The 12,232-nt window shown below is 39.4% G+C and carries 12 protein-coding genes; all 12 read left to right on the top strand.

Annotated elements, in window-relative coordinates:
• The 12 genes from epsG to galE all read left to right on the top strand — a co-directional run bounded on the left by epsG (position 1) and on the right by galE (position 12,201).
• The gene (gene epsG, locus PSU72_RS02825; protein WP_300430453.1) at positions 1-882 is read left to right on the top strand and encodes a chain length determinant protein tyrosine kinase EpsG; all 882 of its coding nucleotides are present in this window, start codon (positions 1-3) and stop codon (positions 880-882) included.
• A gap of 101 nt (positions 883-983) precedes the next feature.
• Complete coding sequence (xrtB, locus tag PSU72_RS02820) at positions 984-1,844, top strand: exosortase B (protein ID WP_300430451.1); 861 nt, start codon at positions 984-986, stop codon at positions 1,842-1,844.
• A gap of 5 nt (positions 1,845-1,849) precedes the next feature.
• Complete coding sequence (epsI, locus tag PSU72_RS02815) at positions 1,850-2,563, top strand: exosortase-associated protein EpsI, B-type (protein WP_300430449.1); 714 nt, start codon at positions 1,850-1,852, stop codon at positions 2,561-2,563.
• 72 nt (positions 2,564-2,635) lie between these two features.
• Positions 2,636-4,051, top strand: coding sequence for a lipopolysaccharide biosynthesis protein (locus tag PSU72_RS02810; RefSeq protein ID WP_300430447.1), 1,416 nt, complete (start codon positions 2,636-2,638; stop codon positions 4,049-4,051).
• Between the two features lie 71 nt (positions 4,052-4,122).
• On the top strand, positions 4,123-4,962 hold the full coding sequence (kdsA, locus tag PSU72_RS02805; RefSeq protein WP_300430446.1) for a 3-deoxy-8-phosphooctulonate synthase: 840 nt from the start codon (positions 4,123-4,125) through the stop codon (positions 4,960-4,962).
• Between the two features lie 78 nt (positions 4,963-5,040).
• The gene (locus tag PSU72_RS02800) at positions 5,041-5,889 is read left to right on the top strand and encodes a glycosyltransferase family 2 protein (RefSeq protein ID WP_300430444.1); all 849 of its coding nucleotides are present in this window, start codon (positions 5,041-5,043) and stop codon (positions 5,887-5,889) included.
• 54 nt (positions 5,890-5,943) lie between these two features.
• Positions 5,944-7,119, top strand: a complete 1,176-nt coding sequence (locus tag PSU72_RS02795; protein WP_300430442.1) for a nucleotide sugar dehydrogenase — start codon at positions 5,944-5,946, stop codon at positions 7,117-7,119.
• Positions 7,120-7,422: 303 nt separating this feature from the next.
• On the top strand, positions 7,423-8,808 hold the full coding sequence (locus PSU72_RS02790; RefSeq protein WP_300430440.1) for an O-antigen ligase family protein: 1,386 nt from the start codon (positions 7,423-7,425) through the stop codon (positions 8,806-8,808).
• A 38-nt stretch (positions 8,809-8,846) separates the two neighbouring features.
• Entirely contained in the window at positions 8,847-9,365 is a 519-nt protein-coding gene (locus tag PSU72_RS02785) for a serine acetyltransferase (protein ID WP_300430438.1), read from the top strand.
• Between the two features lie 83 nt (positions 9,366-9,448).
• Complete coding sequence (locus PSU72_RS02780) at positions 9,449-10,396, top strand: DUF4124 domain-containing protein (RefSeq protein WP_300430436.1); 948 nt, start codon at positions 9,449-9,451, stop codon at positions 10,394-10,396.
• 42 nt (positions 10,397-10,438) lie between these two features.
• Entirely contained in the window at positions 10,439-11,182 is a 744-nt protein-coding gene (locus PSU72_RS02775) for a WecB/TagA/CpsF family glycosyltransferase (protein WP_300430434.1), read from the top strand.
• Positions 11,183-11,229: 47 nt separating this feature from the next.
• Complete coding sequence (gene galE, locus PSU72_RS02770) at positions 11,230-12,201, top strand: UDP-glucose 4-epimerase GalE (protein ID WP_300430432.1); 972 nt, start codon at positions 11,230-11,232, stop codon at positions 12,199-12,201.
• Positions 12,202-12,232 lie beyond the last annotated feature (31 nt).

The following is a 12,232-nucleotide window of genomic DNA, read 5'->3' as shown; positions in this document are numbered from 1 at the left end:
ATGGGTGATATTAACGTGGATAAAAAGCAGTTAGTGCCAAATGATGGTCGCAAGGCCGATTCAAGTATAGGTAAGTTACTGCTTGATTTAGGCAAAATAAAGCCAGAGGATGCTGAGCGCATTCTTAGATTGCAAAAAGCAGAAAATATTCGTTTTGGTGATGCTGCTCAAAAGCTTGGTTTAATCACTGAGGCAGATATTAAGCAAGTGCTGTCATTACAATTTGATTATCCTTATCTTCAACCTAATCAAGGCCAGTTTAGTAAAGAACTTGTGGCTGCTTATAAGCCCTTTTCTAAGCAAGTAGAAGCGCTCAGAGCGTTAAGAAGCCAGCTAATACTTCGTTGGTTTAATGAGGGGTATAAGTCGTTAGCGATTGTATCTGCAACATCAGGCGATGGTTGCAGTAACTTAGCGGCAAACTTAGCGGTAGTGTTTTCTCAATTGGGTGAGCAAACCTTATTAGTTGATGCAAACTTAAGAGAACCTGTTCAACATAAGATTTTTAACTTAAATGAAACAAGAGGACTTTCTGATATTTTAGTGGGTCGTGCAGGTCTTGAAGTTGTGCAGAAAGTAGATTCATTTGTAGATTTAACAGTGTTAGGTGCAGGTACCGTGCCGCCAAACCCTCAAGAGCTATTAAGCCGTTCAAATTTTGTAGAGTTTATGAAGCAAGCAACAGCCCATTACGACGTAGTGATTGTTGATACAGCACCTGCGGTTGAAACATCTGATGCGCAAACTGTAGCGAGCCGCTGTGAAGGTGCATTGCTGACATCAAGGCTCAACCAAACGCGACTATCGGATTTAACCAACATTCGCGATCAGCTAACGCTTGCTGGTGTTCAAATTGTTGGAGCAGTGGTTAACGACTTTTAAGAGCCTCAATAAGTGTAAGAAATTAGACTGCAATACAATCGTAATACATTTGGAAAATAGCCATTAACTACTCAGTTTCAAATTTAAGCAAAAGAAACCTAATGCCACTATTGCCATTGCTAACAATATTGCTTGGTTTGGTAGTTGTTTATGTGCCTACATTTTATGATTTACTTCATGGTATTTGGAAAACAGACCAACAAGCGCATGGTCCGATTGTATTCGCGGTAGCGTTGTGGTTTTTTTATTACAAAGCTAAGCTATTAGTAGGTACTAAAATCCCCGTTATTCCTGCCCCCAAGTTAGGTTGGCCTGTTTTAGTGATTGGCTGCATACTTTATGCCATTGGTCGATCTCAATCACTCTATATATTTGAAGTGGGTTCATTAGTAGTTGTACTACTCGCTTTAACACTTATGTTTTTTGGCGTTGGCATTGCTAAACACTTTTGGTTTGCATTCTTTTTTATGTGCTTTATGGTGCCGTTACCGCCATCTATTATTGATATTATTACGCAACCAATGAAAATGGCGGTTTCTTTTGCATCTGAACACTTGCTATATCAAATGGATTATCCAGTCGCTAGAAATGGCGTCATCATCTATATTGGGCAATATCAGCTGCTAGTTGCTGATGCGTGCGCAGGTCTAAACTCACTATTCACTTTAGAAGCACTAGGCTTACTCTATATGAACGTAATGAGGCATGAGTCGCCCATGCGTAATGCACTGCTAGCTACATTGATTGTGCCAATATCTTTCGCTTCTAACGTCACTAGAGTCATCGTACTCGCGCTCATTACTTTTTATTGGGGTGATGAGGCAGGGCAAGGCTTTGTGCATCAGTTTTCTGGCATGTTTCTATTTATGACGGCTTTAATGTTGATTATTGGCGTTGATAGCTTATTAAGATACATTACAAGCAAGCTAGAAAAACGCTCAGTTGTAGCGCTTAAGGATTAGTCAACATGATGAAAATAAGCATGTTAGTTTTTCCACAAATAACACAAAGAAAAAGTCTGCTAGTCGCAGCACTTCTGATTGTAGCCGCATTGCTTGCCGTTAAATTAACGCCTACTTCCCACGCGGTCGAAACTACGCCAGATCTAGATACAATCATCCCAGTAGAGTTTGGAGAGTGGAAACAGATTGCAGATCCATTTACACAAGTTGGCCTAACTACTGGCGGTAACGACCTAGCAAGCCAACTTTATGACAAAGTGGTGATGCGCACCTATGCTAATAAAAATGGTGATAGAGTCATGCTAGCCATCGCTTATGCTCGCGAGCAAAAGCAAGATATTAAAATTCACCGCCCTGAGGTTTGCTACGTCGCCCAAGGGTTTCAATTGTTAAGCAAAAACAATAACACTATTAATGTGTCAGCAGCCAACTCTATAAAAGCGCTGCGCTTGCTAGTTAGTAACCAAAACCGTTATGAAGCCGTCAGTTATTGGGTAAGAATCGGTGATGATTATCCTGCAAACGGAATGTCCGCTAGGTTAAAAATATTACGTGATGGATTAAAAGGTAAGGTTTTGGATGGAGTGTTAGTTCGAGCCTCAACTGCAATTAGCGATCCAGCAGCTGCAGAAGCAGCCTACAAAAAGCAAGAGGCGTTTTTGGTTGAGCTAGTTAATTTAACTAAAGCAAAGATCCCTAATGTGCTAGCAGCTAAGTAGCTAACGTATCAAAATAAAATACCTATTTCGAAAGACTTATTTGACCAATCTTAATTTATTAACTTACATTAAATGACTGCTGCATCAAACTCTAAATGGGCAGCAGTTGGGCAGTCAGCAAGAATACTATCTCAGTTAGCTAATATTTTTATATTGGCGAGAATTCTACCTCCATCAGACTACGGTCTAATGGCAATGGCTGGTGTTGCAACTAATCTGGCCTTATTGCTAAGAGATATGGGCACAGCGGCCGCGGTAGTACAAAAAAATGAATTAGACCACCATATTGTCAACGCAGTATTTTGGTTAAATGTAGCAATGGGCGTAACCATAGCAATAGTACTCGTCGCCACCTCGCCTTTAATAGCCAATGTATTTAAAACACCAACATTAGTTGGAGTCTTATGTAGTTTAGCCATAGCCTTTCCGTTATCTAGCTCATCTGCAGTACACCAAGCATTGCTAGAGAGGCACTCGCAATTTAAACGTTTAGCACTCATTGATGTCACGTGTGCCATTCTCGCGATGGCTGGCGCTGTAGCTGCAGCAATGTACGGATTAGGTGTTTATAGTTTGGTTATACAGTCGATACTTACCGCAGGGTTAACAACGCTATTTCTGTGGCTAAACTCAACTTGGCGACCTAGTAAAGACGTTCAAATGTCACGCCTAAAAGAACTATTTGCCTTTAGTAGCAACATGGCAGGCTTTCAGTTGGTCAACTATTTTTTCCGCAATGCGGATAGCATCGTAGTTGGGCGCTTACTTGGTCAAAGTGCATTAGGTATCTACTCTATTGCCTATAAAGTAATGCTAATGCCAGTACAAAATATTACTTGGGTGTCATCTAGAGCCATATTCCCTGTGATGAGCAGGCAACAAAACGACATACCAGCCATGGCAGCGTTATATTTAAGCACTGCGCGAACAATTTCATTTTTAGCGGCCCCAATTATGGCTGGAATATTTGCAGTGCGGCATGACTTTGTGCAGCTTGCCTTAGGTCCACAATGGAGCATGGTGGCTACATTATTAGCTGTTATGGCGCCTATTGGTTATTTGCAATCAATCAATGCCTCAGCCGGTCCTGTATTTATGGCACAGGGTAAAACATCCCTGATGCTAAAATTAGGTATATATAGCGCAATAGTACACATCTTTGCCTTTATTATCGGTTGTAGATGGGGAATTCAAGGAGTGGTTTGGAGTTATCTAATCGCTTCTATTTCTGTAATAATACCTACCTTGTACGTCGTTCAAAAAGCACTGAGATTACATCTTTTTGATACAGCAAAAGCTATTCTGCCATCAGCACTTACGGCTATATTTGCTGCAATTATCGTATTACTACTTCAGCAAAGTGTGATGCAAACAAAGTATCTAACAGTTAACTTACTTATACAATTTTTAGTAGGTACGAGTGTATATCTATCTATATTATATTTTTGCTTAAAACCATATTTTGTTAATGTTTTAAAGCGTAAGTAATTTGTAATCAATAGAATATAACTTAATATAAAAATCACAGACTTTACTTTTTAAATAGTTTTGAGGAAAACATGCAATTAACCAAAGACATTATTCTAGACAATCAAAAAAGTTTTGTACTTTTTGGCGGTATCAATGTACTAGAGGATGTAGATAGCACGCTAAAAGCTTGTGAGCACTATGTAACTGTTACGCAAAAGTTAAATATACCACTAGTGTTTAAAGCTTCATTTGATAAAGCTAATCGTTCCTCTATCAACTCACACCGTGGCCCTGGTATGGAAGAGGGCTTAAAGATATTTCAAGCAGTAAAAGCTGAATTTGGTGTGCCATTAATTACCGATGTGCATGAGCCATGGCAGGCTGCGCCAGTAGCTGAAGTCATTGATATTTTACAGTTGCCAGCATTCTTAGCACGTCAAACAGACTTAGTTGTAGCATTGGCAAAAACGGGCAAGCCAGTTAACGTAAAGAAACCACAGTTCTTAAGCCCACATCAAATGCTCAATATTGTTGAAAAATTCAAAGAGGCGGGCAATGATAAAGTGATTCTGTGTGAGCGTGGCAGTGCTTTTGGTTACGATAATTTAGTGGTCGATATGCTTGGCTTTGGGGTGATGAAAAAAGTATGCCCAGGCACGCCAATCATATTTGATGTGACACACGCACTGCAACAACGAGAGGCCTTAGGCGCAGCATCAGGCGGTAGGCGTGAGCAAGTAGTAGACTTAGCACGTGCTGGTATGGCGGTCGGTTTGGCTGGCTTGTTCTTAGAGTCACACCCAAATCCTATAGAAGCTAAATGCGATGGTCCAAGTGCTTTGCCTCTTAATCAGTTAGAAGCATTTTTAAGGCAAATTAAGGCGATTGATGATTTGGTGAAATCTTTTCCACCAATTAGCATTGTGTAATAAATTGCAGATAGCCTACTTTGCTTTTGTGAGATTCATAGATTAATTTTTAACAAAAATCTACTTTTGAGGCCTATTGTGAAAGTTTCCGTATATACACCAACAAAAAATAGACTAGAGGCGCTAGCCAAAGCTATAGATTCTGTGTTGAATCAAACTTATCAAAATGTTGAAATGATAGTAGTCAACGATGGCTCTACTGATGGTACTGCTGAGTATTTAGAAGGCAGGGCAAAGCTTGATAACCGTCTTAAATTTTTCAATAAAACAGTTTCAGAAGGTGCGCCAATAGCAAGGAATCTTGCAATTACAAATGCTACGGGTGATTTTGTAACAGGGTTGGATGATGACGATGAATTCACGCCTGAGCGAATTCAAGCGTTTGTTGAGTATTGGGAGCTGCTAGCTCGATTGGGATTTAAGCCTTCGTGTATTTATGCGCAGGATATTTTTACACGCCATGGAGAGGTTTTATTTACTACTCAGAAAAAAGGCATGGTAAAGGCTGATGATTTATTCGAGTTCAATCACATAGGTAATCAGGTTTTTGCCCCTAAAACCCATTATATTGAGGCGGGGTTGTTTAATCAAACCTTGCCAGCATGGCAAGATATGGAAATGTTTATAAGAATTGTAAAGATGTTTGGTACGGCACATTTGCTTGATTGTGCAACCCAACTTTATGATGACTCTCCCAAGAAAGATCGAATATCAGTTAAGGCTGAAAGTAAAGTTCGTAATGCATATAAGCAGTTCTCTACTATACATGCTGTAAATCAGCCAAGAAATTCGCAGGCCCTGATGCTACAAATGTTTTCTAAGCATTATGGCGTTCGACCTGGACTAACCGATTGGTTGAGTTTTACTAAGCTAGGTTTTTGGCCAAAAGGGCTTCTTAAATTGGCACTTGCCACATTTAGACCATAAAAGTGTTAGTTAATTGAATTTAGTTTTTAATTGTTGATGATTGGTTGATTAAATATGAAGTCTTACAAAATATGTATTGCTGGAACAGGTTATGTTGGTCTCTCAATTTCTGTTTTATTAGCACAAAATCATGAGGTTGTTGCTCTAGATATTGTGCCTGAAAAAGTAGCCATGCTTAATAATAAGCAGTCAACAATCGCTGATCATGAAATTGAAGATTATCTTAAAAATAAGGTATTAAACTTTAAAGCTACGCTGAATAAGCAAGAGGCTTATGAAGGTGCTGATTATGTAGTGATTGCTACCCCTACAGATTATGAAGCTGAAACTAACTCTTTTAATACCAGCTCTGTTGAGCAGGTGATTCAAGATGTGATTGCGATTAATCCTAATGCGGTGATGGTGATTAAATCAACCATACCAGTTGGGTTTGTGGCGAGCGTCAAACAAAAATATCAGACTGAAAATATCATTTTCTCACCAGAATTCTTACGAGAAGGTAAAGCGCTATACGACAACCTTTACCCATCGCGCATCGTGATGGGCGAACGGTCAGCGCGCGCTGAGATTTTTGCAGGCTTATTGCAGCAAGGCGCTATAAAAGAAAATATAGCTACGCTCTATACTGATAGTACTGAAGCTGAGGCGATTAAATTATTCTCGAATACCTACTTGGCAATGCGTGTAGCTTATTTTAATGAGCTTGATACTTATGCGGCTACCCACAATCTTGATACTCGCCAAATTATCGATGGCGTATGCTTAGACCCACGCATTGGTCAGCACTACAATAACCCTTCATTTGGCTATGGTGGCTATTGCTTACCTAAAGATACTAAACAGCTGCTAGCAAACTATCAAAACGTACCGCAAACCTTGATCCGTGCAATTGTTGATGCCAACACCACTAGAAAAGACTTTATTGCACAGGATGTACTAAAACGAAATCCTCAAGTGGTGGGAATTTATAGGCTAATTATGAAAGCCGGCTCCGATAACTTTAGAGCATCTAGCATTCAGGGTATTATGAAGCGCATAAAAGCTAAAGGTATTGATGTGATTGTTTATGAACCCGTCATCACCGAGGCTGAGTTTTTTAGATCACCAGTCGTGAATAATCTTGAAGAGTTTAAAAAACGCGCTGACGTTATTATAGCAAACCGCATTACTGAAGATTTAAGTGATGTGCTAGATAAAATTTATACGCGCGATTTGTTTGCTAAGGATTAATATTTCTTAGGCAGCCTTTTTGCGATTGCTAAATTTTTAAACAATAATCATCACTATTTATAATAAATAGAGCACTTTGTGCGGAACAGAATACGGCTAAAAATCTGAAGAGTAACTGCAACTCGTCCTTCTAGCGGAAGCGGGAATCCATTTTAATCAAACTGTTAAATGGATCCCTACCTTCGCTACGATGATAATGTTGTAAGATTTTAGATTGAAAGTAAGTGCGTGCAATGTTCTCAAATATATTTTATTGAAGTGATTTTACACACCTCTGCTACAAGTTACTTTAAGGATGATTTCTTGGCTAAATCTGCATCATCAATGTCTAAACCAATAGTGGTTCTTATGTTATTGGGGATGTTCATAGCCATTTTTTTTGGTATTTTTGTAGCGTACTTTGGTTCCGCTGTCGGTGATAGTCTGGGACTTCTTGTTGCGTTACCAATGGCGATGGTTATTGGCTTCCTATTTCTGTTTGATCGATATTCACTGCTACTTTTAATTATGCTTTCTAGAGCGTCACTAGACGTACTTTTAGATAATACTCGTTTTGGTAGTTTCGGGCTTGGCGCTGTATTAAATGCATTAGTCATATTTATGGCAATAATTGCTATTATTCAACACCCTATTCCAGCGCGAAAAGTTTTTTGTCAAACATGGTTGTCGTTCTTATTGATTGCGCTTATGAGTATATTCTTTGCGCCAGAAAAACTTACAGCATTAAAGTACTTCTTAGTGCTTTTATCTTTTGCATCAACTTTTGTATTGGCTATAGTGCTGATAAAAAGTGAGGAAGATTACGGTCGTTGGATTAAAGCTGTACTTTTATCTTCAGTTATCCCTGTTATTTATGGATTTATTGATCTTGCTAATGGTGGCTATAATGGGCAAGAGTCAGAAGGTTTGAGAATAAGTAGCACCTTCTCACACCCCAATGTGTTTGCGTTTTATTTAGTACTGATGATTTCTTTAAGTTTTTATTGTTATAAAACTAAAGCTGCATATATTTCAGTATTCATACGTCGCACTTTACCCATCTATATATTTATTCTGCTGGCTCTATTAGTGCTCACTAAAACACGAACTGCATGGGTATCATGTGCTGCGTTCTTTACTATGTATGCTTTGATTTATGAGCGTAAGTATTTGCTTTACATTTTATTAGCACCAATATTGGCCTTCATGATTCCTGAAGTTAGGGATCGGCTTTTAGATCTTGGTCAAGGCAACCAGGTTATCAACTATAGTAAGTTAAATTCGTATGCTTGGCGCAAGTTAATTTGGCATGATGGTTTAAGTTTTATGAGCCGGAGCCACTACTTTTTTGGTTATGGATTAGAGGCATTTAAAGAGCGTTCGGTAGATTTTTTCACCATGTCGGGTGGTAAAAAAATGGATGCACATAGTGTTTATGTACAATTGTTTTTTGAAACAGGCATTTTTGGCTTAGTCACCTATATTTGGCTACATATTAAAACGGCAACGTTATTGGCGCCATTTTATAAAAAGAATAAACTCATGATATTTACAATGATTATGCTCTTATTAGAGTTTGCTTTTGAAGCATATGCAGACAATATGTTGTCATACTTATCTTATATTTGGTATATGTGGTTTGTATTAGGCGCTGTTTATGCCGTGAACACATTAAAGCCAATAGAATCGCCGGCCGAGGCAAAGACGTAAGTGTTTTAATTTTTAAAATCATAGATGTTAGGTTTACTATGTTGGTTGGTAATGACTGGTTGGAAGATTTAGCGCGGTATCCGCAAGTAAGGCCTTTTTTTAAAGAGCAATCAATTTGGGCTGTTTGGGTTTATCGTTTCGGCCGAAGCGTCGATATAAAGCCAGCAGGTCTGTCTCGTAGGGTATGCACGATTATCTACTGGCTTCTGTTTAGAGTGGTAGAGACAATTACAGGTGTTAGCTTGCCAAAGTCAGCTACTATTGGTGGAGGGTTGCGTATATGGCATTTCGGAGGAGTTTTTGTTAATCCAGATGCTATTATTGGTAAAAACTGCACTCTAAGGCAGGGGGTAACTATTGGTAATAGAAAAGAGAATGGCCCTGTACCTGTAATAGGCGATGATGTTGATATTGGTGCGTATGCTCAGATTTTGGGGGATATTAGAGTAGGTAATCACTGTAAAATCGGTGCTATGTCTGTAGTTCTATGCGATGTGCCTGATGGAGCAACTGCTGTTGGGAATCCTGCTCGTATTATTTTAAAGTCAGTTAATTAAAGTTTGAGTATTGAAGGGCATATATGAGTATAAATAATCTAACATTAGTGAAAAGGCTTTTAATAAGCTCAGCTTTAATATTCATGCCAATGAAATTAGTCGCGGCGAGTTTAGTGACAGATCAAGTTTTTGCGCCGAGTAGTTTTTGGTATACACCAATTCCGAATATTGTACCGCTACATCCAAATTCATCTGGGTTTTTGTCTGATTTTATTAGGCAGAAAAATACTTATTACGGCACTGTTAGTATTAATACTTTTAAATATGCTAGCCCTGTTTACAACGCAGACTTAAGCTTACGTAAAGTCAAAGTCACTCAGTGGGATTGCCAAAATAAAGGGTCGTTAGATACTAGTTTGGCGGAACAGTGGGCTGAGGTGCCGATTCCTAGTTATGCTAAACCTGCTGATGGTACAGATGCTGAGATGACGATTTACCAAGCTTCAACAGATACCTTATGGGAGTTTTGGAAGACTAGGCAGGTGAATGGGCAATGGCAAGCATGTTGGGGTGGTCGTATACAGCATGCGTCTTTGAGTGATGGTGTTTTTAATACTTACTACGGTACTACTGCGACTAGTTTACCTTTTCTTGGTGGACAAATTACTGCAGAGGAGCTACAGCGCGGTGAAATTAAACATGCAATCGGTATTTCGCTAGTAGAAACTGAAAGTTCTAAAGTTTTTTCATGGCCAGCGCATCGTTCCGATGGATTTAACCCTAATAATGTGCCAAACCGTATTCCCGAAGGTTTACGTTTTAGATTAGATCCAAAAGTGAATGTAGATGCACTCAATATGCATCCCGTTGGTAAAATTATTGCTAAAGCCGCACAGAAATATGGTTTTGTTGTTTGGGATAAAGCTGGCGCTATTACGTTACGCGCACAAAATCCTTACTCATATACTGCTTTAAGTAAACCTAATCCTTATGAAGCTTTATATGCAGGCTCTCCTGGATATAAAATTTTGGAGAATTTCCCTTGGGATAAATTACAGTTTTTACCCATGGATTACGGTAAGCCAAAGTGATATTTATGATTATTGACCAGTATTGATTTGAAACAATCATTCATGATAAGTAACAATGTAGTGATGATTGCGAGATTTCCTGTGCGAGTGACATCGCCAGACGAGTTAGCTGCGCATATATCCAGCTGCATTGGGGCTTCTAAAAAGAGTATTTTGTTTTTTGCCAATACTAACTTTATTGTTAAATGCAGGTTACTGGTAGAGCGTTTTTCAAATGAAAATATTGTAATTGTTAACGATGGTTTGGGCATGGACATTGCTTGTATGTTGTTGCATGGGCGCAAATTTAGGTCTAATTTAAATGGTACGGATTTTATGCCGTATTTCTTTATGCAGTCTAAGCAAAAGTTGCGTGTATTTTTGTTGGGTGGTCAACCTGCTACTTTGAATGGTGCTGCGTATTATTTAACCCATACATTGGGGCATGAGGTGGCCGGTACTTGCGATGGGTACGACGGCTTAAATAATGGTTCAAGTTTAGTTGATACTATTAATGATAGTCGTGCCGATGTCGTGCTGGTTGCGCTGGGTAATGCGCAACAAGAAGAGTGGATATTGGCTAATTCTGAGCAAATCAATGCAAAGTTCTTTGCAGGTGTTGGGGGGTTATTTGACTTTTGGAGCGGTGATAAACCTCGTGCACCAAAATGGATGCAAAATATTCGTATGGAGTGGTTTTACCGATTATGCTTAGAGCCAAAGCGGCTTTATAAACGCTATACGCTAGACGCGTTAAAGTTTTTAGTTAGCTGTATTAAATATAGAAAGCCGAGTATTAAGTCATGATGTTTGTTGAGAAGCGCATAGCGGTGTTGCTGCTTGTTGGAGTGTAGATGAAAATATTAGTCGTTGGTGGGGCCGGTTATATAGGCTCTCACATGGTGAAAATGCTGCATGATTTAGGAAATCAGGTTATTACGTTTGATAACTTATCCTCTGGATTTAGAGATGCAGTATTGGGTGGAGAGTTTGTACAGGGTGATTTAGCTGATATACCCACTATTGATAAAGTGTTTCAGCAATATCAGCCAGATGCTGTGATGCATTTTGCCTCATACATACAGGTGGGTGAGTCCGTACAGCACCCCGATAAATATTATTTAAACAACTTTACAAATACGCTTAATCTTTTAAACGTGATGGTAAAGCATGATGTTAAGAGCTTCATTTTCTCATCTACTGCTGCTGTATTTGGCGAGCCAGAATATGTGCCAATTGATGAAGCGCATCCTAAAGCGCCGTTAAATCCTTATGGCCGTTCAAAATGGATGGTAGAGCAGGTGCTTGCAGATTATGAGCGCGCCTATGGTTTAAAATCTGTCTGTTTGCGTTATTTTAATGCGGCTGGAGCAGATCCATCTGCTTTGCTGGGTGAGCGTCATGAGCCTGAAACACACTTAATTCCATTGGTATTACAGGCAATATCAGGTAAGCGGCCGCATATAAGTGTGTTTGGCCGCGATTACGATACGCCAGATGGCACGTGTATTCGTGATTATATTCATATTGTTGATCTATGCTCCGCACATTTATTGGCGCTTAAGCAATTAACTGTAGATGGCGTGAGCAAGCGTTTTAACCTTGGTAATGGAGCTGGGTTTTCAGTGCAAGAGGTTATTTCAGTCGCTGAGCAAGTGACTGGCAAAAAAGTCAAAGTAATTGATGCGCCTAGGCGCGATGGCGATCCAGCTAGGCTGGTGGCAGATGCAACCTTAGCGAAACGCACACTTGGCTGGGCGCCAGTCTATACTGATCTAGCGACCATTATTAAGCATGCATGGGCTTGGGAAACTAAGGTTCGGTAGTCAGTTTAATTTAAATAATAATTCAATTTGC

Origin of the sequence: Methylotenera sp. (assembly GCF_029945535.1) — a bacterium.
GTDB lineage: Bacteria > Pseudomonadota > Gammaproteobacteria > Burkholderiales > Methylophilaceae > Methylotenera.
This window is presented reverse-complemented; position numbering and strand designations above follow the sequence as displayed.

Bases quoted from the DNA above. Each gene is read 5' to 3' on its own strand.
- epsG (WP_300430453.1), top strand. From the start codon at position 1: ATGGGTGATATTAACGTGGATAAAAAGCAGTTAGTGCCAAATGATGGT.
- xrtB (WP_300430451.1), top strand. From the start codon at position 984: ATGCCACTATTGCCATTGCTAACAATATTGCTTGGTTTGGTAGTTGTT.
- epsI (WP_300430449.1), top strand. From the start codon at position 1,850: ATGATGAAAATAAGCATGTTAGTTTTTCCACAAATAACACAAAGAAAA.
- PSU72_RS02810 (WP_300430447.1), top strand. From the start codon at position 2,636: ATGACTGCTGCATCAAACTCTAAATGGGCAGCAGTTGGGCAGTCAGCA.
- kdsA (WP_300430446.1), top strand. From the start codon at position 4,123: ATGCAATTAACCAAAGACATTATTCTAGACAATCAAAAAAGTTTTGTA.
- PSU72_RS02795 (WP_300430442.1), top strand. From the start codon at position 5,944: ATGAAGTCTTACAAAATATGTATTGCTGGAACAGGTTATGTTGGTCTC.
- PSU72_RS02785 (WP_300430438.1), top strand. From the start codon at position 8,847: ATGTTGGTTGGTAATGACTGGTTGGAAGATTTAGCGCGGTATCCGCAA.
- PSU72_RS02780 (WP_300430436.1), top strand. From the start codon at position 9,449: ATGCCAATGAAATTAGTCGCGGCGAGTTTAGTGACAGATCAAGTTTTT.
- PSU72_RS02775 (WP_300430434.1), top strand. From the start codon at position 10,439: ATGATAAGTAACAATGTAGTGATGATTGCGAGATTTCCTGTGCGAGTG.
- galE (WP_300430432.1), top strand. From the start codon at position 11,230: ATGAAAATATTAGTCGTTGGTGGGGCCGGTTATATAGGCTCTCACATG.